The sequence below is a fragment of the Neobacillus niacini genome, from assembly GCF_030817595.1.
In the GTDB taxonomy this organism is placed as follows: domain Bacteria; phylum Bacillota; class Bacilli; order Bacillales; family Cytobacillaceae; genus Neobacillus; species Neobacillus niacini_G.
In genome coordinates, this window is sequence record NZ_JAUSZN010000001.1 from 3,658,583 (window position 1) to 3,682,300 (window position 23,718).

Annotated in this window: 16 protein-coding genes; all 16 read right to left on the reverse strand. The window is 38.1% G+C overall.

Features of this window, described 5'->3' with window-relative positions:
- The gene (locus QFZ31_RS17405; RefSeq protein WP_307305035.1) at positions 1–684 is read right to left on the reverse strand and encodes an N-acetylmannosamine-6-phosphate 2-epimerase; all 684 of its coding nucleotides are present in this window, start codon (positions 682–684) and stop codon (positions 1–3) included.
- A 181-nt stretch (positions 685–865) separates the two neighbouring features.
- Positions 866–1,801 carry a dihydrodipicolinate synthase family protein gene (locus tag QFZ31_RS17410; RefSeq protein ID WP_307305037.1) on the reverse strand — a complete coding sequence of 312 codons (936 nt, stop codon included), beginning with the start codon at positions 1,799–1,801 and terminating at the stop codon, positions 866–868.
- A gap of 60 nt (positions 1,802–1,861) precedes the next feature.
- The gene (locus QFZ31_RS17415; RefSeq protein WP_307305041.1) at positions 1,862–3,037 is read right to left on the reverse strand and encodes a Gfo/Idh/MocA family protein; all 1,176 of its coding nucleotides are present in this window, start codon (positions 3,035–3,037) and stop codon (positions 1,862–1,864) included.
- A gap of 26 nt (positions 3,038–3,063) precedes the next feature.
- Positions 3,064–3,717, reverse strand: a complete 654-nt coding sequence (locus QFZ31_RS17420; RefSeq protein WP_307305044.1) for a YesL family protein — start codon at positions 3,715–3,717, stop codon at positions 3,064–3,066.
- A gap of 13 nt (positions 3,718–3,730) precedes the next feature.
- Positions 3,731–4,744, reverse strand: a complete 1,014-nt coding sequence (locus QFZ31_RS17425; protein WP_307305047.1) for an SGNH/GDSL hydrolase family protein — start codon at positions 4,742–4,744, stop codon at positions 3,731–3,733.
- A 36-nt stretch (positions 4,745–4,780) separates the two neighbouring features.
- Positions 4,781–6,121, reverse strand: coding sequence for a sialidase family protein (locus QFZ31_RS17430; protein WP_307305050.1), 1,341 nt, complete (start codon positions 6,119–6,121; stop codon positions 4,781–4,783).
- Between the two features lie 70 nt (positions 6,122–6,191).
- The gene (locus QFZ31_RS17435; protein ID WP_307305052.1) at positions 6,192–7,898 is read right to left on the reverse strand and encodes an ABC transporter substrate-binding protein; all 1,707 of its coding nucleotides are present in this window, start codon (positions 7,896–7,898) and stop codon (positions 6,192–6,194) included.
- A 15-nt stretch (positions 7,899–7,913) separates the two neighbouring features.
- Entirely contained in the window at positions 7,914–8,801 is an 888-nt protein-coding gene (locus QFZ31_RS17440) for a carbohydrate ABC transporter permease (RefSeq protein ID WP_307305054.1), read from the reverse strand.
- A 15-nt stretch (positions 8,802–8,816) separates the two neighbouring features.
- Positions 8,817–9,773, reverse strand: coding sequence for an ABC transporter permease (locus tag QFZ31_RS17445; RefSeq protein WP_307305057.1), 957 nt, complete (start codon positions 9,771–9,773; stop codon positions 8,817–8,819).
- 236 nt (positions 9,774–10,009) lie between these two features.
- Positions 10,010–11,710 (reverse strand): ABC transporter substrate-binding protein, encoded by a 1,701-nt coding sequence (locus QFZ31_RS17450; protein ID WP_307305058.1) that lies wholly within the window; start codon positions 11,708–11,710, stop codon positions 10,010–10,012.
- Positions 11,711–12,079: 369 nt separating this feature from the next.
- Complete coding sequence (locus QFZ31_RS17455) at positions 12,080–14,800, reverse strand: sensor histidine kinase (RefSeq protein ID WP_307305062.1); 2,721 nt, start codon at positions 14,798–14,800, stop codon at positions 12,080–12,082.
- A 27-nt stretch (positions 14,801–14,827) separates the two neighbouring features.
- Entirely contained in the window at positions 14,828–16,390 is a 1,563-nt protein-coding gene (locus QFZ31_RS17460; protein ID WP_307305066.1) for a response regulator, read from the reverse strand.
- A 168-nt stretch (positions 16,391–16,558) separates the two neighbouring features.
- Positions 16,559–16,999 carry a YhcH/YjgK/YiaL family protein gene (locus QFZ31_RS17465; RefSeq protein ID WP_307305069.1) on the reverse strand — a complete coding sequence of 147 codons (441 nt, stop codon included), beginning with the start codon at positions 16,997–16,999 and terminating at the stop codon, positions 16,559–16,561.
- Between the two features lie 105 nt (positions 17,000–17,104).
- Positions 17,105–20,113, reverse strand: a complete 3,009-nt coding sequence (locus tag QFZ31_RS17470; protein ID WP_307305071.1) for a glycoside hydrolase family 2 TIM barrel-domain containing protein — start codon at positions 20,111–20,113, stop codon at positions 17,105–17,107.
- Between the two features lie 316 nt (positions 20,114–20,429).
- Positions 20,430–21,428 carry a LacI family DNA-binding transcriptional regulator gene (locus QFZ31_RS17475; protein ID WP_307305074.1) on the reverse strand — a complete coding sequence of 333 codons (999 nt, stop codon included), beginning with the start codon at positions 21,426–21,428 and terminating at the stop codon, positions 20,430–20,432.
- 316 nt (positions 21,429–21,744) lie between these two features.
- Positions 21,745–23,625: a molecular chaperone HtpG gene (htpG, locus tag QFZ31_RS17480; RefSeq protein WP_307305077.1), complete on the reverse strand. Its 1,881-nt coding sequence runs from the start codon at positions 23,623–23,625 to the stop codon at positions 21,745–21,747.
- Positions 23,626–23,718: the final 93 nt, after the last annotated feature.

The window sequence follows — 23,718 nt, forward strand, 5'->3', positions numbered from 1 at the left end:
TTAGCGAATTCCCTCCGCAAAAGCTTTTGTGATTAATTGGGGTCTTGAGATTGCGCCACCTACTACGATCGACCAAGCACCTAATTCCAGCATTCTGCGTGCTTGCTCTGGTGTTTGGATGCGTCCTTCGGCAATGACAGGGATCGGTAATCGTTGGGAGAGCTGTTCAACTAGTTCAAAATCTGGATCATGTTGTTTTGGACTGTCATCCGTATAGCCTGAAAGAGTCGTAGAGACCATATCTACACCGCATTCTAGCGCATATTCCGCATCCCTTATAGTTGCAATATCCGCCATTACTAACGCATTACTATGTTCATGAATATAGTCGACTAAATCCTTTAAGGTTTCCCCATTTGGCCGCTTACGATAAGTGGCATCAAGTGCAATTACATCAGCCTTTGCTGCCAGTAGCTCCTTTACTTCTTTAAGGGTTGCTGTGATATAGATTTCACTGTCTGGATAGTCACGCTTGACCAACCCAATGACCGGAAGACCTGTTCGTTTTTTAATCGCGGCAACATCCACTGCCGAATTGCTTCGAATGGCACATGCCCCGCCTTCTTTGGCAGCCTGAGCCATTTTCGCCATGATATCGGATCCGTGCAGCGGCTCATGTTCAAGTGCTTGACAAGATACAATTAAATCTTTGTGTATAATTGAGAAAAAAGGGTGCATGCTCATATCACCATCTCCTTTTGCGATTTTTAATTTGTTAAATTTCATAGTTGATTTGTACGTACAGCGGTATCAAAGGTCGATGAAGGACTAATCGAGAAAGTTCCCAGTGAGTTTTGTCCTTCATAAGGATTTTTCATCTGTCTTTAACACAGTTTTAAAAAAAGATAGCGCTATATAAGCGCTATTAAAGTACCTTTTCCACTTCATTTGTATAGGTGTTAACCAATCGCTGGATATGATCATTTAAATCAGACAAGGAAGCGTAATCCTCCTCTAATACTGGTAATAATGGAAGCCTTGGGGCACCCGTTTCAATATTTCGTAAGGATAAAATATACTTACAAGCACCATATAAAGATGGATAGCTTAATAGCTTTTTAATAACGCTATTAATCTCAAATTGTAATTCCTGAGCTTTTTCGATATCATTGGCGCGATACAATTGGTCAAGTGAACAGAATAGTTCCGGCATAACTCCATAAGTTCCGCCAATGCCGCCATCTGCTCCCATGATTCGGCCGCCTAAGAATTGCTCATCTGGTCCGTTGTAAACGAGAAACTCTTTTCCAGCATTTGCTTTGAATTGTTGTAAGTCAAAAACACTTTCTCCAGACATCTTAATCCCGATTACTTTTTCCTCCGCAGCCATTTTTTGGAATAGTGATTGAGTCAAATTAAATCCTGTTGTCTGCGGAATATTGTAAATTATAAATGGCAATGATGTGCTGTCAATCATTTCCTGCCAATGCTTTTCAACGGATTGTTCAGACAAACGGTAATAGATTGCTGGAACGGCTGAGATCGCATGGGCGCCGCATTTTTCTGCATGAATCGCAAGTTCCTTACTTTCTTTTGTAGAGTTTGCCCCAACATGGACGATAATCGTTAGCTCGCGGCCAACCTCCTCTGTAACAGCTTCTACTACTTTCTTTCTTTCTTCTGCTGTTTGCAGGATCCCCTCGCCAGAGCTGCCTCCGACATATAAACCCGTTACCCCGCTATTTACATAAGAGCGGGCAAGCTTTTTCACTCTATCCTCACAAACCTCGCCTGCCTCATCATAGGCAGAATACATCGCAACAAATACACCTTTAAATTGGTCTAAATCCCAAGCTTTCATGCTGGTATCCCCTTTTGGACTTTTTTTGTAAAACTAGTATTTGCATTTCTTGAATTTCATCTATGATTTTACTGGCTCTAAACTTGATTGATTTGGTTTATGTCTTCCTTGGTCAATCTTGACGACTTTTCCGCCTGAGCGAATCGATTCCGTTGCTGCACAGCCAACGGCTACACTCATCCGGCCGGCAAAAGGCGTTGTTAAAGGCTGCTTATTGTGTAAAACTAAATTCACAAAGTCCTGACAGATGCGTGGATCTGCCCCTCCATGAGTACCAGACATTTTCTTCATTTCATAGGTGATATCACTCATCTCGTGCCATGAACCTGATTTTCTTGTTTTCACATAGACCTTGTCATTCACATCATCATTTTCGAGACGTCCTTTTGTTCCAATAAAGGTATAATTCCGGGAATAATCAGGGGTAAAATGACATTGCATATACGAAGCTTTAATCCCGCCTTCCAACTCCATAATCAGCATATTATTATCTTCCACATCGATTTCTTGTCTGAAGGCACACTGTGTTAATGTTTTTAGACTAACATCTGGACAAGTATCTTTGATTTCGCAATCCGGGCAATGCAGATCATTCGGTTGATCTCCGCCGTAATAATCAAGACTTCCAAAAGCGGAGACTTTTGTTGCATAACTGCTTGTCAGCCAATGAATCACATCAATATCATGAGAAGCTTTTTGTAATAATAATGAGGTTGTATTTGCTCTCGTACCGTGCCAATCATGGTAATAATAATATCCCCCGAGCCCGACAAAATGCCTCACCCATACGGCTTTGATGTCGCCAATGACACCTGAGTCAATAATTTCTTTCATGGTTTGGTACATGCTCATATAGCGCATATTAAAACCAATCATTAAATGTTTTCCTGACTTTTCTGCTTCATCAATAATCCTGTCGCATCCTTCAGGGGTGATGGCCAAAGGCTTTTCACAATAAACATGTTTTCCTGCCTGCAATGCCGCTGCTGCATGTTCTTCGTGTAAATGATCGGGCGATAAAATGGCCACGGCATCGATGTCTTCCCTTTCAAGCAGTTCCTTATAATCGGTGGTTACAAAAATATCTTTATCAATCTCATTTTTAAATTTTTCCAGTGCTTTCAAAGATACATCGGCTGCGCCAACAATCACTGAATTTCCCTCAGGGTTATGCCAATACCTCGCAATCGAACTCCTTAAGCCTGTACCAATTACACCGATTCTTACCTGTGTCATGATATCCACCTTTTTAGATCAAGTTTTTATACTAAGCTATTATTTATCTTCTCTAATTTTAAAACCTTTTGCTCCATTCTCGTAAAGGCTAATTTTGCCATCCACATTAGTCCAAACGCCAGCACACTGAAACTAAAAAACGGAAATAGTCCAGGAATAAGAATGATCACCATGCAAAAGCCCATGATAAGCGCCGCCATACTTAGACAATGGAATGGATTTGAAATAGCAATAATCAGTGCATACTTAATGACATTAATCAGTTTGATATCAAAATGAACATAGACTGGAATAATAAGCAGGACCGTCATTAAATAAAGGATGGCCGCAATCCACACGGCAATGAGCAATACGAGATCGATCATTCCCTCTGACCCTTTGAACAGTTGGAAATAATAATAGAGACTCAAGCCCGTTAACGTAATAACCCAACCCAGTAGATTGGTCTTTAGAAAGCCTTTACGGTACATATCCCAGAACGTTCGAAAAATGGGAAATTCCGTTTGTTTATTGAGCCATTTTCGGCAAATGGCAAACATCGTAAAAGTTGCCGGGAATATGCCTCCAATCACCAGACCCACAAGACAGAATACTATCCAAATTAATTGAAGGACAAAGAACCTCATAATCCATTCCATAATTGTGTTTAACTTCTCCATGTAGCCACCTGTCTGAAACATATTCCCACCTCTTTTAGAATTTTAGTTCCTTCTTGCTGCTGATTGGCACGTGCGCTTCGATCAACTGCTGGAAACGAACAGCTATGATTTTGTCGCCTTCTCCATTTGGATGCAGCCCATCTGGCATGTATTTTTCATATTCTTCGCCGAACATGTCAAGCCCGTCTATATAATAGATGTTTTGATCGCCATGCCGCTTTAGCATATCTACAACCTGGACAATTTCAGTTCTTACTTTTTCCAGTGATAATCCAACTTCATTTTCAATTTTTTCCCTCTCCCTGTGAAAAATAGGAGAAATGATCGCCAGTGGCACATCCTTGTGCACATCACGAATCGTTTGGATAAATCCAATCAAGGCAGGGGAAAAAGTTCTGTTCGATAATGTCGTTCCCCCCACGATATTGATTCCAACACATAAGGAAATAAAATCAGCAGGCAGATCCCGAATCATTCTTGCCACCATTGGCTCTAAATGGCAATTCCCACTATACCCAAGGCAGGTAAGATTGGAATCCATCTTCTTGGCAGCCAGCACTGGCCACGTTTGCGAAGGACTATCAGAATAATAACAATGGGTGATAGAACTTCCGTACGTAATCCAGCGCAAACGGTAATCGTCTACTAGTTCCCACTCTGCTCCTACATCAATCCATATTCCTGAAATAGGAACAGCTGCTTTCTGAGATAAATAGATTTCAATCAATTTCATGTGACCAGCAAGAGAATCATAAGATACCATTGTTTCCCCTGCTGGAATGTAAGCAGTTTTTACTAGAGTGCCATCGATGAGACAATCCATTTCCATTAATTCCGCTGCTTCCACAATCCCAATCTTTATCGATTGCGTGTTGCTGCGAATTTTAATCCGGACCCCTGCCGGGAGCTCCGCTTGCCCACTTATGCAGTTTGGATAAAAGAATTCTCGCTTGTCGAAAGGAATTCTCCAGGGTTTCATATAATCTTCCGTTTTTTCCACAGAGACGGCACCGTGAAACAACTTTTCAGATAATGGGATCTGCTTCAAGTTTATTCCTCCATTTATACCTTGCTATGAAACTAGTTAAGACTTCAACCAATCTAGCGAAAACTTAACAAACGCTATGTCCATGTTATTCCAATCAGCGTAATCATACACGCGTTCATACAGGACACCAATTTCGCCATTTTTAAGGACTGTTAAACAAGAATAACCATAGAAGCCTTCTTCTACCACCTTGCTATACGGCCATGTTTTACCACCGTCTTCACTCAAGCGAACGGTTCCTTTCACTCTCATTTTTTCATCCGCTGGATTGGAGAATAACACCCGAATTTTTCCATCTCCTAAATCCGGATAAAGGACAACACTTGATTGGCAGATAGGATCAATCAATGTCATGTCAAACGTAACATCGCCCCATGTTTCGCCACCGTCAGTACTAGTTGTAACGGCTGTTCTTTGCAACCCATAGTGGTTTCGCAAATAGTATTTCAATTCACCTGAAGGTAATTGAATGACTTGGGACTCCGTCAAATATTGTTTTCCTTCTGAAATCGTTTTGGCAGAGAGAACCTCACCATCCAGCTCTCTTCCGTCATTCGGCGATTCACCGCGCTGCCAGGTAACACCGTGGTCATCGCTATAAATACAAGCACAAGACAGGGCTCCCGCTTCATTTGAAAAATAGATTGGGAACACTAAACGGTCTTTCTTTTCTCCATGCTTCAATTGAATACCGCAGCCAGGACCAGATCCAATAAACTTCATCCATTCTTCCTTAACTGATACATTCAATTCTCTTGGTTTGGACCAAGTAAGTCCGTCATCTTCACTTTGAATGATTTGTAAAAAGCATGTTCTCGCTTCTAGTAAACTTTCATTTGGGTCAATTCCTTTTTTAAAATAAATATTTCCTTGTGCTTGACCATCATTGAAAACATATCCATTTTCATCCACTGTATAGCTGGTTACATTGTTTTCAGTATCATAAACTTTCCCTGATTCAGATAATAAGTGAACTTTTCCTTCACGATCATATAATTTGCGGCGGCCATCTCCATCAAAACCGATTCCCGGTTCACTCTTCCATAGGCCAATTCCACCTGGTGAGTGGCAATAGATCATAAAGATGGTTCCTGTTTCTTCATCTTGTAAAAGTGATGTATCAATGGCGGCAGCTCCGTCTAACCCTTCACCGGCAAATGCGACTAATTTTTGTACGGGTCCCCATGTCACGCCATGGTCTTCACTGCGTCTGATCGTAGCGTCAATTTGGTTAGGATTATCTGTTTGATCGACAATTCTCGCATCAATACCAGCGATGACCGTTCCTTTCGTTGTCGTAATCATCGATGGGATCCTGTAAGCTCTTGAACCTGCAAGATTTGGATAAAAGACTGCTTCCGATTGAATAGTTGACATTTGTTATCGCTCCTAACTTTGTAATTCAAATTAAATGTGGGTACCAAAGCACCCACATTTAATTATTAATTTATTGCTTCATTAAATCTGATGCCTTTGGCGCTTTTTCTAGCTCAGCAAGCAATTCCTTACCGCCATTATTCATCCAATTTTCAACGTAATTATCCCATTCTTTATCGATATCAACTTCGCCGACGATTGCTTTCATTCTAAATTCAGCGACAATCGTATCAAGTTGACCTTTATAACGCTTTTCAACTTCCTTAAGGTTTGTTTCGTTTAATAAGTCCCATTTATAAGGACGAATCATCATTTTTTCTTTCACATCTTCACGGGCATAGAAGTCATGTTTTAATTTCATCGTATATTCAGAAGTAAACCATTGTGTCCTCTCTTGATCATACGTACGGAAGTTGTAGGCCCAGAAGCCTGAATTTCCTTCTTGCTCAGCAAATTCTGGTCGCACCTTTATAGCTGATTTAGCCGGAGTACCCTCCCAATCAGAATGCTCGCCAATTTCTCCATACAATGTCCATCTTGCTTCATTATCGAAGTTAATATAATCAAAAACTTGAAGAATTCTGGCTAATTCTTCATCCGTAACATCCTTCGATACATAGAATGCATCCGCTAAATTTCCAACCGGAATAAATGCACCTACACCTTGCTGGTTATCCTTTCCAATTTCTGGTGCTGTCGCAAGTAATTTAGCTGTAGAGTCTGGATTTTCAACGATGTTTTGAGGTGCACGGCCTTTTGCCCAGTCATCCATTGCAATATAGGCTGGCTGTGCAATATAGTAGCCGACTTTTCCTTGCTTGTACTTTTCCCAGCTCTTCTTATCGTCAAGTGTCGTAAATTCAGGGTCAATTAGGCCCATTTCATACCATTTTGCCATTTGCTTTAGAAATGCTTTATACTTTTGTGAAATCTCAGTCGTAACCAGTTTTCCATCTTCCATTAAGTTATAATTAGCAGAAAGTGCAATTCCAAATGAACCCGTTAGTGAAGCAGCCCAGTTGGTATTGTTATTCCAAGGTGAAATTCCGTACGTATCGTCCTTTCCATTCCCATCAGGATCGTCGAACGTAAAGGCTTTCAAAATTTCTTCCAATTCTTCAATCGTGTAAGCACCATCTGTATAATAGATCTTTTCACGACCTCCGCTTGGTCCTACTTGCTTGATTTCACCAGGCGGCTTTATGCCTAATTTCTCCATCCAATCGAGGCGGAATGTTGGGCTCCAAACCAAACCATCGACATGAGCATATTGACCAATTAATTGTAAATATTCATTATCTGTGCCCTTTTTCAGGTTCATGATTGGCCCTGGAGGATTTTCAGATAACATCTTCATATAACGTGGAGCATATTTTTCCAGCATTTCTTTTGGAATCGTTCTTGTTAAGCCAGAATCATATAATTCTTGTGCTGTCTTTCCACCTGTAGTAAAAGCAAATGTATCAGGAAGATCCCCGGATGCAACCATTAAGTTTACCTGGTCAGCATTCCAAGTATCCGTTTTTGTATTGATGATTTTGATGTTAAATTGCTCTTCTAATCTCTTTTGAACATAGTTTCCATCCTCAACCTTGCCTCTTGTAACAGACCCTGATAGATTAAGCTCAAGTTTTTTAGAAAAATCCCCAGCTTCTGGCAAGCTTGCGACATCAACTTTCTCTGCTTCTTTACTTGCTTCCTTATTCGAACACGCCCCTGTAAAAATCAGTGCACCTGAAATAGCCGCAAGTGAAAGTGCTTTTGTAAATTTTTTCATGAATACATCCCCCTTTTAACCTTTTAAAGAACCAATCATGATTCCTTTAATAAAGTATTTTTGTACAAACGGATAGATTAGAACAATTGGACCGATAGAGATGATAACAGTTGCTGCCCGAACATTACTCAACAGGAGCTCTGAACCGCTCATTCCACCGCCGCCCATTGAGGTACTAGAATTACTTGATAAATCCATCGCCGTCAGCATGTCCCGAACAACGATTTGTAACACAGTTTTAGCGTCATCCTGGATATAAACAAGCGCGTGGAACCACTCATTCCAATGATACACCGCTGCCCAAAGTGCTACTGTGGCAATAACCGGCTTTGAAATTGGAATAATAATTTTCGTTAAAATTTGGAAATAGTTTGCTCCATCAATAATCGCAGATTCTTCAATCCCTTTATCAATAGTCATAAAATAGTTTCGCATGATAATGATAAAGAATACATTCACTGCTGACGGTAAAATCAGAGCCAAGCTGTTGTCAAGCAAACCTAAATTCTTTATTAATAGATAATCGGGAATGATTCCCCCTGAAAAAAACATCGCAATCAAGAAAAATATTGTAAAGAAATTACGGTAAGGTAATTCTTTTTTCGAAAGCGGATAGGCAGCCAAGATCGTAAATGTAACAATTAAGATGGTACCAGCCACGGTACGAACAATCGTATTTACGTATGCTTTCATAATGTTCCCGTATGAAAACACAAATTCATAGGCATCTGTAATCCACCGGTCAGGCCATAAATGAACTCCAAGGCTTGAAGATGCATTCGCATCTGAGAATGATAAAACAATAGTCTGCCAGAAAGGATATAGCACGATGATTGAAAACAAAACGAATCCCGTCACATTGAGAATATCAAATAAAGAAATCTTTTTCCGCGTAGCCCCCATAATAAGCCCTCCTTCCTACCAAATTCCGTGTTCACTTTTTCTGCGAATAATAGCGTTTGCAGAAAGAATCAGGATAATTCCGACAACGTTTTTAAATAATCCTACTGCTGTTGCATAGTCAAATTGGAATTGCTCCAAACCACTTCGATATACATACGTATCGATAATATCAGCCACTTCATAGACTAACGGGTTGTACAAGTTAAGGATTTGGTCAAAACCTGCATTCAACACGCTTCCAAGTCGAAGAATAAACAAGATGATGACCATTGGCATAATCGATGGAAGAGTAACATGAATCATTTTGTGGAATCTTCCTGCTCCATCCATTTCAGCTGCTTCATACAACTGTGGATCAATGGAGGCAATTGATGCTAAGTAGATGATTGCTCCCCAACCAACTTCTTTCCACATATCTGTTAAGATTAGAATTGGAATGAAGGATGCTTTGTCCGACATAAAGTTGATTGGATCCCCGCCAACAAGAGTAATAAAGAAATTGATAATTCCTCTTTGCGGTGAAAACACTTCAATGACCATTGCCGATAAAATAACCCAGGACATGAAATGTGGTAAATAGGAGATCGATTGACTCACCTTTTTAAACTTTTCATTCTTAACTTCATTTAACAAAATCGCAAAGATAATCGGTGCTGGAAACACAATAATAAGTTTTAATAAACTGATTACCACTGTATTTTGTAATGCCCTTAAAAACAAGAAATCACTAAACAGCCTTTTAAAGTGTTCAAAGTTATTCCACGGGCTATCCCATATCCCCAAGCCTGGAGAAAAATTCTTAAAAGCAATTAATATCCCGTACATCGGAATGTAATGGAAGATAAAAAGCATCACCATCGGGATTGCCAGCATGATATAAAGCGTTTTCATCTTTTTCATTTCGGTCCATTTAGTGCTAGCTTTGCGCTGAGGTTTTGTTTCTGTTTCTGTCTTTTGTAATACCGTCTGCATAAGATGTCCTCCTCTCATTATTCGCGTTGAAAACGTTTCCTGTATTTAGAATAATATAATTTCTAATGTAATAGTTTTATTATCTTTAGGTAAAGTAACACTATTTTAAGACAACTAAAAATAGTGGAGACGCATGAAATATTCATGCGCCTCTCAAAGTGATTTTAAGTATTTTGAAAGATGAATCCGATTACATCCATTCCTATGTGATTTGGATCCATTCAAAAAATGCACATTTATTTCTTTAACAAATCGGAAACCTTAGGAGCTTTTTCTAACTCAGCAAGAGTTTCTTTCCCGCCGTTATTCATCCAATTTTCAACGTAATTATCCCACTCTTTATCGATGTCAACTTCACCGACAATCGCTTTCATCCTAAATTCGTCGACAATAGTCGTTAGTTGTCCACTATAACGTTTGGAAAGTTCTTTTAATTTCGTTTCATTTAAGATATCCCATTTATACGGACGGATCAGCATCTTTTCTTTCACATCTTCACGAGCATAGAACTCACTTTTTAATTTATTTGTATACTCGGATTGGAACCATTGTACACGCTCTTTATCGTAAGTACGGAAATTGTATGCCCAAAATCCAGAATTTCCTTCTTCCTTTGCAAATTCTGGAGTTACTTTAAGCGCGGACTTTTCTGGTGTTCCTTCCCAATCAGAATGCACGCCCACTTCTCCATACAATGTCCATCTTGCCTCATTATCAAAGTTAATATAATCAAAGATTTGCAGGATTCTCGCTAATTCTTCATCCGTTACATGCTTTGAAACATAGAATGCATCTGCTAAATTTACAACTGGGAGATAGGCTCCTACACCCTGCTGTCCATCCTTGCCAATTTCCGGTGCAGTTGCAAGCAATTTGGCAGTGGAATCTGGATTTTCAACGATGTTCTGTGGTGCACGGCCTTTAGCCCAATCATCCATAGCAATATAGGAAGGCTGCGCAATATAGTAGCCTATTTTACCTTGCTTGTATTTTTCCCAGCTTTTATTATTGTCAAGGGTTGTAAATTCGGGATCAACCAATCCCATTTTATACCACTTTGCCATTAATTTTAGGAAATCTTTATATTTTTTTGAAACCTCAGTTTGAACCAATTTTCCATCTTCGATAAAGTTATAACCAGGGGCCAATCCAAATGCCCCCATTAACGAAGCTGACCAGTGGATTTGATTGTTATATGGCGAGATTCCATAGGTATCATTCTTTCCATTTCCATCTGGGTCATCAAAAGTAAAGGCTTTCAAAATTTCTTCCACTTCATCAAGTGTATAGGCACCTTCTGTAAAATAAATTTTTTCACGGCCGCCGCTTGGTCCAACTTGCTTTATTTCTCCAGGAGAATCAATACCCAATTTTTCCAGCCAATCAAGTCGGAATGTTGGTCCCCAAGCCACACCATCAACATGGTCGTATTGGCCAACTAATTGTAAGTACTCATTATCGGTTCCCTGTTTTAAGTTCATGATTGGCCCTGGTGGATTTTCAGATAACATTTTCATATATCGAGGTGCATATTTTTCAAGCATCTCTTTCGGAATCGTTCTAGTTAATCCAGAATCAAATAATTCTTGTGCTGACTTGCCTCCTGCTGTAAAACCAAATGTATCAGGAAGATCCCCGGATGCAACCATTAAGTTTACTTGGTCCGTATTCCACGTATCCGTTTTCGTATTAATAATTTTGACATGAAATTGCTCTTCTAATCTCTTTTGAACATAGTTTCCATCTTCCGCCTTGCCCCTTGTGAAAGACCCTGAAAGATTAAGTTCAACCTGTTTAGAAAAATCACCAGCTTTAGGCAAGCTTCCTACTTCAACTTTTTCTGCTTCCTTACTTGTTTCCTTATTTGAACATGCCGATGTAAAAATGAGTGCACCTGAAACAGCCGCAAATGAAAGTGCTTTTAATTTCCTTTTCAACTATTGCTCCCCCTTAACCAATTAGTGTCACTTTTTCTTTAAAATAATTGCGTTCGCACAGATGATTAAACTAACTACGTTTAAAAACGTTTAATTATCCTCCTCTTTTTTTGTTTTTTCTGAAAACGTTTTCTATTTTTAGAATAGTATAATTTCTTTTAAGAAAGTTAAACTTTCTTAAGGTGAAATAACACTATTTAAAGATTTGTTAAATTTATTAAGGAGAAATAACACTATTTAAAGATTTGTTAAATTTATTAAGGAGAAATAACACTATTTAAAGCTATTTTTATTTTCTTAAAAGCATAAAAATAGAGGTTACCCCAAAAGAAAAAATTTCCTCTAGAGTAATCCTCTAAAACATTAGATTTATAAAACAGCGGGGAGAACAATCGTAACTTTTGTGCCTTTACCTCGTTCACTTTCTATACAAAGCCCATATTTTCCTCCGAATTGTAACCGTATTCTCCCGTTCACATTGTATATACCAGCTTTATCCAATGAAGTAGCAGCTAGGTGACTTTTTATGACAGTCAGTTCTTCTTCTCCTATTCCCACTGCATTATCCTTTACAACGATATGAATTTCTTCCTCTTTCAGCTCGCCAGAAATGTGGATTGTCACCATGTCCTTTGTTTTCCTTGCCCCATGATGAATGGCATTTTCAATGACCGGCTGCAGAATCAGCTTGACCGTTTTATAATTTAATAGTTTTTCATCTACATCCCATACGCATTCAAAATTATCGAACCGGTAGGACATAATTTTGATATAGGTTTTCGTGTATACCAGTTCATCCCGGAGCGTAATCATAAATTGTTCCCGATTGGTAATAAAACGGAAAAATCGGCTTAAGGATGCAATCATTTCTGTTGCTTTATCCGTTTCATTTGCTTCGACAAGGAAGATCAAATTGTCGAGTGTATTGTATAAAAAGTGAGGATTGATTTGAGATTGAAGCGCATTGAGCTGCAGCTCGCGTTTTTCAAATTTCAATTGGATCCGCTCTTGATTCGTCAAAATAGTCTCATGAATCAAATCTTCCATTCTCTCCATCATTTGATTGAAGTTTTTAGTTAGGGAGTCAACTTCTTCAATTCCGGATAATCGCTCAACTACATCATGATGGGAGCCCTTTAAATCAAAAGTTTGAACCAATTCGTTCAACTGTCCAATCGGTCTGTGCATCCTTTTCGAAATCCAATAGGCAAAAACAAGCAACATTAGGATGATGAAAAAAAATAGATAGAGGTCACTGATAAACAATTGATTGACCTGCTTTTGAATATCAGAATAATTGTATTTTGAAATAAATTCCCAGTCTAGACCAGTAATTTCTGTGCTGTAAGCATGAACATTAGAGCCTTCATCTTGCAACATTTTCTCTTTACTATCAAAAATTTTGCCAACTTTCAGCGGATTCGGATGAGACAGAATCATGTTTCGTTTATCAGCGAGCAACATTTCAAGACCTGTTTTTTGCCAATCAGAATAATACTTTTCCAATTGATTTTTTTCAATATCAACTGTTATAAAGCCAATAATGTTTGAATATTCCACTGGGGAAAAAATCGGCATCCCAATCACAATGGTAACATTATTAAAGCGATCCTTTTCTAGGGTATAACTTATCTTCCGACCAGAGCTTGCTAAATTCTCCATAAATTCCGTAGCCATTTCCTTCTCTTGATTATGCATGTTTGTATACAAAATCTTTCCAGACTCATCATAAATTTTGATATTTTGCCGTCTTAATTCGAGGAATTGTCTTCTATCTACTAATTGTTGGCCAATCTTTTCTGCATCATGTTCCAAAATGTGAAGCTGAACATTGTTATTAAACGCAATTCGCGCCATTATTAGCTCTTGTTGGTTAATTTCGTTATTCATCAACCGAGCCATCTTTTCATGCACGGAATGATAGCTTTCCTGCATATCTCCCGAAACAAGTCGGGAGGTTTGTCCGTAGAGAATACCAATATAAATGAATAATGGAAGCAAAACCGTTATCACAAAATAAAAAAAGAAGCGCTCCTGTAAGCTTAGTTTCATTCGGGGCATTTTTTTTTGCTGTACAAAACTGCTATAATTTCTGCTTTCTTCATACTCCTTAATCGATATGATTAATTGGTAAAGCGGCTGAATAACCTTTCGGCCTATCATTCTTGAAAAAATAATGGCAACCAAAGCCGAACAAACGAATGTTAATACAATCATCTTCCACATTAGTCCAATTTGTTTTTTATAAAAACCTAATGAATCTTCATAAATAAGCTGAAAATTATAAAAGGGGATGCTTGAATAATAGACGCCTGTATCTTCCCAAGCTAGTAGCTCCTTTTTGTCGTGATTCAATCCATCAAGATTTTCAGGAACATCCCCTCTTACCTGTTCACCTTTAAAAAACATTTGTCCATTATGATCAAATAAGCGAATTTGGTTCGCATAAAAGAGTGAATCATCTAAATTTTTTGGATTGATAAATAGTAAAATAACTCCTTTATGGACCCCGTCCGCAGAAATGATATTTGTACCAAAAAACAAACGGTTATTTAACTCTTCCATTCCACTTTCCTTATCTGATGAAAGCAGCTCAATTTTGCTGCTTGCCTCACCTAAATTAAAAAAGTGAAAATTATTTTCCTCGTCTGATTTTACCTTCATTCCATTCAACTTAAAATTTACATATTTTTGATCAGAACTGTATTGAGTATTTGGAGTAATAATGAGGATGTTATCTATCAGTTTGTTGTTTTGTCTAATGGTATTTAAGTAATCTTCAAATCCGGAATTCTGGTAATACTTCTCTGTCGGACTTATCTCTGAGCCGCTTAATTCATCTAGATACCGAATAACAATCTCATTGGTCCTTAAATTGTTGGTCGTTTCATAGAGGCTATTAAACTCCGTTTGCAACTCCGTAGAAATCTGGTCCATTCGTAACTGGATCGACGATTCTTTCTTTTCTTCAATAAAGTCTTTTATTTTTATATAATATAAACTGCTTAACAGCAAAAGAAATACAAATACGGCGATTAACGAGAATCTTAATAAAAAGGTATGGAAATGGAGCTTTTTATCTTTATTCATGGTGTACCTCCTGAGGTCTGACCTGGTTTACTGTCTTCTGAACACAACAGGGGTAACACCTGTTTCATTTTTAAATACTTTGTTAAAATACGAATGGCTTTGAAAACCAACCATATCGGAGATCACCTTGATTTTATAATCCGTATTTTTAAGAAGCTGCACCGCTTTATCCACACGAATCTGATTGACATAATCAATAAAATTTTGTCCTGTCTCCTTTTTAAAAATCGCACTGAAATAAGCTTGATGCAAGAATAATCGGTGTGAAATATCCTCAAGTGTAATCCGTTCCTGATAATTTTTCTTTACATATTCCTTAGCCATAAGAACGTAACTGTTTACATCCTTTTTATCCTGATGGATCAAATCAAAAGAAATCGTTTCCAACATTTGCGCCAGCCATCGCTTTAATTCCTTTAAGGAATCAATCTCGTAAATTCTGCCTAATACATGCTGCTGGTCAATAGACGAGAGAGAAAGTCCCTTCTCTTTAAATCGGAACATAAGAATAATAATAAGTTCAGAACAGGAACTACGTATTTCGGCAATCGACAGTCCGCCAATCTGTTTGTATGGGTCAAAGAAATGATTGACTAAATCACCAATGGACATTTTCCCTTCCGATTTCATCGACTCCATCAGGCGATTTTCAATTTTGTTGACATGGTCTAACATAAAATTTTGTATTTCTGTTTGATTCCCTCTATTACCATCGACTGTCAAATCTTCATGGAAGAATACCGTTTCATGCTCATTAAAGTATTTATAGCTATACGCGTAAACCGCCTCATTGTATGAACGGCAAATTTCTTGATACGTGCATGCTGGATTGCCAACACCTACAACAAAATTCTCCTGATCCTTAAATAAGTCACCAAGGTTATCTCTTAGTGAATCAATGAACAGGTTAATTTTCGATAAGAGATTCTGTTTCGAAACAAGCTTGGAATCGGTACTTAACACAATCAGACTATTTCCGTAAAACAAAATCGGAACTTGATAGCGATTCCAAAAACCTGCAGCAAGCTCTGTAATCTTCTGCCTGATTGAAAAAGTGGACGCCTCTTTAAACAGCCGATCAAAGGAAAAAATGGCAACTCTAAAGCTTTGTGTTTGCTGATTCCAATGGTCCACATACTGTGATAGATTTTCGCCTTTAATTAAATCTAATAGCATTAATTCCTCGACTCGATTCACTTCTTTCACTTCTTGATCTTCTCTTAATTCTTCTGCTAGTTTCGTAAAAACATTGAAAAAGTCATTTTTCATTAATGGCTTCAACAAATAACCCTTAACACCAGAACGAATGGCAGCTTGGGCATATTTAAAATCGTCATAAGCACTTAGTATGACCACTTTTATATCGGGATAGGATGTTCTTATCTCTGCAGCCAGCTCTAATCCAGTCATCTCAGGCATAAGAACGTCTGTCAACACTGCATGGGGACACTCCTGTTTAATAAGCTCCAATGCTTCAACGCCATTTTCAGCTGTGCCGGCTACTTCAAACCCTACTTCAGACCAAGGAAAAAATTGAGCCAACCGGTCACGAATGTTTTTTTCGTCATCAACAATGATTACTTTGTACACTCCAAGCCCCCCTTTTCAATGGAAGTTTCGTTTCACTAATATTATCATATCAAAAGACTGAAAGTTCAAAAAGTCGAATTTTGTAGCTTTTTTGTCACTTTAAGGAAACACCAAAAGAGGCTTTTGACATAAAAACCTCTTTTTTAAAGTAACTATTTAGTTTTGTATTTATAGTGGGACTTTGAAAACAACCTTTTTTATTTCCTGCACGGAGTTGAGATGGGCTCCTACTAAATGAGCATCTTGTGGAAAACAAATAAGGGCATAGCCTTCCTCTAAATATCCAGAAAACTTTGAGGTTGATTTTGTATCACCAAATAAAATATCATGTTCTTCATCATACTCTGTCATATCTGTCAAGGAACCAATATTGACACACTCGACATATTCTTTACCTTCTATGACAATATGAATATCGATAAATTTCTTGTGAGCTTCAAATTTCTTTTCTTTAACAGGTGTTGTGGTGAATTGGATCGTGTTTTTATGAAAACTATTTCCAGTATAAGAATCAAGTAATGACCTGCTAAGAATATGTTTAATAGCTTCATTTAAATGATCATTTAAAAATGTATACATAGCCAAATTTTCTATTCTATCGAAAATCACCGTTGAAAAACCTCCAAAAAACTCCAGCGTTGCACAAGAGATTGCTGGAGCTATTTTTCTACTTTTACATTAAATCGTAGTGACTAAGGGACTAATAGCTGTTTCCTACGTTATACTCCTGTCTACATAATACTTACTGTATTTTTTACTTAGACCTATAGGGGAATGCGCATTTTTATCATACGGTAAAATCGCAAATGAAAATTGAAAATCTTCATTTCTTAGGCGATATTGGTCTTGTACATCTTCTCCACAACTTGCAGAACCTAAGCCATATTGCTGTTTATCAAGATGGACAGTAATATAAGGCTGCTTGAATAGGTCATAGGTATGCTTTGCTGTTTCCAACTGTTGAACCGTATAATAACTTGCCGAAAAGTCAAAGGAATGGCCAGTAACGAGCATACTTTTGCCGTTCTCTTGTGAAAAGCTCGCCCATTTGTTTTGGTGACGGTTACCGTTTTCTTGTGGGAAAATATACGGTGTATGCAAACCATCGATGCTTGAAGACCAAACGCCCATCCGCGCAGCCTGTTTACTATCCACATAAGCTTCATCTGGACCTAAGCCATACCATTCAACCCCATCGTACCCATTATTTACAGTCATCTCCACACCAATTCGAGGCAAATAAGCAGGACCTTGACCGATCTTGACCCCATTGATTTCTACCAAAATACTTCCATTTGCTTTAATAGTATATACGTAGGTCACATCAAATCCCCATGCGATCACAGGAGGAGCTGCCTTCGTTTCACACTCAATGATGACTGCCTGCTGGTCTTCTTGGATCGTTACTTTCGTTTGTTTCATTCGATGCTGGATTGAATCAACCCCAAATTCCTTCCAATCCTTCGCAACCGGCTTCGCACTAAACTCACCAGATCCTAATAAATCATTATCAATCGGTGCTCTCCAAAAATTTAACCTTGGACCTTTATGCAGCATGAGATGCCCATCATAGAAATATTCCTCAATTCGCCCATTTTGTTTATTGAAAACCAATTGAAAATGAGACCCTGAAACATATATTTTTGACGCTTCTTCTGCTACCGTTAATCGTCCTGCTTGTTGTGATTCAACTGCAATATAATTTGAAATTGGCAGTTCGTGCTGCGACCATGCGACGGTATGGCCTGAAGCTGCCCAAAGAGTTGTTTCCTTCGTTGTCCACACAAGATTTAACCAATAATCCGTATTATCAAGCACAACATTTGGTACGCGAATCGGCAATTCAATCACTTTTGTCATATTTGCAGCAATAGCCGGCACATCAACTATCCCACTTTCGATTATCTTACCGTCTGCTTCGATATACCACTGACATTGTAATTTTGCCAAATCGGAAAAATCATAGCGGTTTTGAACCTTTATTGTCTTTTCATTAAAATTAAATTGGGAAACCACTACTGGTTCAATGACCTTTTTCAACTCAGCTAATGCTGGTGAAGGTTGACGATCAGGACGGACGAGTCCATCGATGACAAAGTTGCCATCATGTGGTGTTTCACCAAAATCGCCGCCATAAGCAAAATATTCCTTTCCTTCTGGCGAATGTTGTCTTAAACCATGATCGACCCATTCCCAGACAAATCCACCCTGTAATCGATCATAGGCATAAAACGTTTCCCAATATTCTTTAAGACCTCCTGGTCCATTTCCCATAGCATGGGCATACTCACATAAAATATGAGGCTTCTTCAAATTCTTCAAGCCGCCAATAACCTTCATTTTCTCAATCGGAGTGTACATGGTAGTGTGAACGTCAGTTGCAATGGGATCCCTGTCTGGAACATAATTACACTCGTTCATGATTTCTCTTGTTTCTCCTTCATAATGAACTAATCTTGAAGGATCTCTTCTTTTTGCCCATTCGTACATGGCCACGTGATTTTGTCCAAACCCTGATTCATTTCCTAATGACCACATAATCACAGATGGGTGATTTTTATCCCTTTCTACTAATCTTTCCATTCGATCAATATATGCTGCCTGCCATGCTGGGTCATCACTTAATAAATGCGGCTGATCAATATAGACGAACCCATGGCATTCAAGGTCTGTTTCATCAATGACATAAAAGCCGAATTGATCGCAAAGCTCATAAAAACGCGGGTCATTTGGATAATGGGCTGTGCGAATTGCATTAATATTATTCTGCTTCATTAATGTTAAATCCTCAATCATGGAACTAACAGGAACGGCGCGCCCAAAATCCGGATGTGCATCATGTCGATTAACACCTTTAAACATAACGGCAACACCATTAACCAATAATTGACCGCCTTTAATTTCAACATTTTTAAATCCACATCTTTGTGGAATCACTTCGACTACATCTCCTGATGGGCTGTGCAGTGTAACAAGCACATCATATAAAGCTGGAGTTTCAGCATTCCATTGCTTTATATGCTTTACCTCTAGGAAACCAGTTACGCGCCGACTTTCTACCTTTAACTCTTGTGTGGCAAGTACCGTGCCATTATCAAGGATTTCGACGGTGACTTGATATCCTTCAGATTCACCTGATACAGCAAGTTCAAAATTAAGACGCCCATCCTGAAACTGATTTTCTAATGAACCGACCAAAAACACATCTTGGATATGTGTCGTTGGTTTAGCTACGATATAGACATCTCTAAAAATCCCGCTTAACCACCACATATCTTGATCTTCAATATACGAAGATTCTGCCCATTGATAGACTCTTACAGCGATGCTGTTTTCTCCTTCTTTGACGACATTCGTAATATCAAACTCCGAAGGAAGACGGCTTCCTTGACTATAACCGACCTCAATTCCATTTACCCAAACATGGAAAGAGCTATCGACACCTTCAAAGATCAAATGCAGCTGTTCCGATAATGCCTCCTTCGTTAAATAAAACGACCTTTTGTAGGCCCCTGTCGGATTTTCAGTTGGAATAATAGGAGGTTCTACTGGAAAAGGATACTGCACATTGGTATAATGCGGCCTCCCGTAGCCATTTAATTGCCAATGCGATGGAACCGGAATTTCCGACCAATCATCGGTACAATAGTCCTCTTTATAAAAATCGCTTGGTGAATCAATTGGGGCATTTGCATAATGAAACTTCCATTTTCCATTTAACAACAAAAACCCTTGTGAATCTCCTCGCTCGTAAGAAAGTGCAGTATTTTTGTTTCTATAGCTAAAAAAGTATGATCTCGGTTTTAGGCGATTCCTTTGTAGTACTTCGAGATTTTCCCAATCGTTTTTTCAAATCATTGTGCTTTCTCCTCTCAATCTTCTTAATCCTTAAACCATCCTCCAAAAATGCAGAGATTTAAGTTAGTGGTCACGTGACCACATTGGCGAAAACTATGGTCACGTGACCATTTTATTATAAAAAAAAGAATTTCCCTGCAAGTTGATGATACTATTAATATAAGATTCCTTGAAATCGCTGTCAATTCTTTTTTACAGATTCTCTTTCAATTAAAGTCACTTCCTCTTCAATATTTTGCGCCAGTTTCCTTTCGTTGAGGATTTGATCTAACAGCTGTTTTACAAGCAGTCTGCCAATTTCAATTTTTGGGATATTCATTGTAGTCAATGTGGGTGTCACGATCTTAGCTAATTCAATATTATCTACACCTATGACTGAAATATCATCTGGAACCTTCCTGCCGCTTTCAATAATGGCTCTTATTGCTCCTGCCGCCAGCGAATCATTTGTTGCTGCAACCGCTGTAAATGGCTGTCCTTTAGCCAATAAATCTTTTATTGCGTCATAGCCCACGGTTAACTTATCCTCATACGTTCCAATGGAATTTTTATAATATTCCTTAATAGGCACACTCTGTGCTTTCATTGCGTCTTCATATCCTTTATATCTGGGGTTTCCCTGATTTTCATCATAATGTCCTAAATAAATTATTTCTTTATGACCATTTTCGATTAAATACCCGACAGACTGCCTCATTACTTTTTCCATATCAACAAATACATGTGGAATGTCTGTTTTTTCAGGGCGATCCCAATAAACCGACAGCGGCATTTTAAGGGCACCTTTGTTAAAATCCATAATCGAACTTAATTCGTACGGGGCTAGCAAAATCATTCCATCATATGGTCCTTCTAATACTTGCCGCAAATAATTCCGTCTTTCCTTCGTAATATTATATAAGGATAAGGAATATCCTTTCTCTAAGGCCATCTCCTCAATCCCGGCAAACATTTCCGAATAAAAGGGATTACTAATCGAAGGTGTTATGCAAACAATTTGTTTATATGCCTTCATCCGTAAATTTTGTGCTGCTCGATTCGGTATATAATTCAGTTCTGCGATTGCCGCTTCTATTCGTTTTCGTACATCTTCTGCAACATATCCATTGTTATTAATAACGCGCGAAACAGTCGACGGTGAAACGCCCGCCCGTTCCGCCACTTCTCTTCTTGTAACCATTTGTACTCCTTTCTGTATTCCAATTCTTTATACTAGGCTCTTTTCACTTTGTTGCCTTTGAAGACTAAAATCACTCGAATGAGCTATAATTTGTAGCATAATATCCTTCAGTTGTAAAAAAAGAGCTTACAAACTTAATTTCAAGCACAAAATAGTTTGTTCCGCGTTAAAATCGGCTTCAGAATTTTAACAACACTTTAACGAAAACAGCCTTATACCAACTATACTATTTTTCGATGCATTAAAAAAACTCCTTAAGTAAAGAGGCGCATGAAAAATTTCATGCGCCTCACTTCAATCCGTCCGATCGAGTAGATTAAACCATTATTTTACAAATATCATTCGTAAATTCTACTGGATCCTGGATTGGCAATCCTTCAATAAGCAATGCCTGATTGTATAATAACTTTGTATACAAATCTAGCTTTTCTTTATCATTTTCAAAAGCTTCCTTTAAAGATTGGAACACTTCATGATTTTTATTTATCTCCAGCACCTTATCTGCTTTAATATTTTGATTATCTGGCATGGCAGCAAGGATTTTTTCCATTTCAATAGAAATGTCACCTTCGGTTGCTAGGCAGACAGGATGAGACTTTAAGCGTTTTGAAACTCGGACATCCTTGACTTTACCCTCTAAAATATTTTTCATATAGTCAAAGATTTCTTTGTATTCCTTCTCCTCTGATTCGGAATCGCTCTTGTTTTCTTCTCCTTCGATTCCTAAGTCACCCGAGGAGATAGATTTAAATTCTTTCTCCTTGTAAGTCATTAACATTTTGATGGCAAATTCATCGATATCCTCAGTGAAATAGAGAATCTCAAAGCCTTTTTCAGAGACAAACTCTGCCTGTGGCAGTTTATCGATTCTTTCAATGGAATCACCAGAAGCGTAATAAATATATTTTTGCTCTTCTGGCATTCTTGATACATATTCATCCAATGTGACTAGCTTCTTCTCTTTGGAAGAGTAGAACATGATAAGGTCCTGCAATACTTCTTTATTGGCCCCGAATTCACTATAAACGCCGTATTTTAACTGACGTCCAAACGACTTATAAAATTCTTCATATTTTTCTCGTTCATTGTTTAATAAGCTTTGCAGTTCACTCTTAATTTTTTTGTTTATGTTTTTAGAGATAAGCTTGAGTTGACGATCATGCTGCAGCATTTCTCTTGAAATATTAAGAGAAAGGTCCTCAGAATCAACCATCCCTTTGACGAAGCTAAAATGGTCAGGAAGCAGATCTGCACACTTGTCCATAATTAATACGCCATTGGAATAGAGCTCCAAGCCTTTTTCAAATTCTTTTGAATAAAAGTCAAATGGGATTTTCTCAGGGATATATAAAATCGCATTATAGCGAATTGTCCCGTCTACACTGATATGGATATGTTTAAGCGGCTTATCAAAACCGTATCGTTTTTCAGCATAGAAATTCTCGTAATCTTCGTCACTTAGTTCACTTTTATTTTTTCTCCAAATAGGAACCATGCTGTTGATGACTTGTTCTTCAACATATTCCTCGAACTCATTTTCACTGCCCTCTTTTGGTCTTCTGCTAGACACGTCCATTTTTATCGGATAGCGGATAAAATCAGAGTACTTTTTGATAATAGACTTTAAACGGTACTCTTCTAAAAACTCATCATAATTTTCATCTTCTGTGTTTTCTTTGATTTTAAGAATAATTTCAGTACCAATCGAATCTTTCTCCGCAGTCTCAATCGTGTAACCTTCTGCTCCATCCGATTCCCACTTAAAAGCTTCCTCACTGCCTAATGACTTACTTATTACAGTTACAACATCTGCAACCATAAAAGCTGCATAGAAGCCAACACCAAATTGACCAATAATGTCATAGCCATCTTTTAATTCTGTTTCTTTTTTAAAGGCTAAAGATCCACTTTTCGCAATCGTACCAAGGTTGGTCTCAAGCTCTTCCTTCGTCATCCCAATCCCGGTATCAATAATTTTCAAGGTTCTATTTTCCTTGTCAGGGATTACTTTAATAAAGTAACTGTCTTTGTCGAAGCTTAATGTGTCATCTGTTAATGCTTTGTAGTAGATTTTATCAATCGCATCACTCGCATTGGAGATTAACTCTCTTAAAAATACCTCACGGTGTGTATAAATAGAGTTAATCATCATTTCTAACAGCCGTTTAGACTCAGCTTTAAACTGCTTTTTTGCCATTGAAACCTCTCCTTACATATTTTGATTAACTAGTTTTCGAATCATTAGCACTCTCAACATCAGAGTGCTAACACCGACAATATTTAAATATCA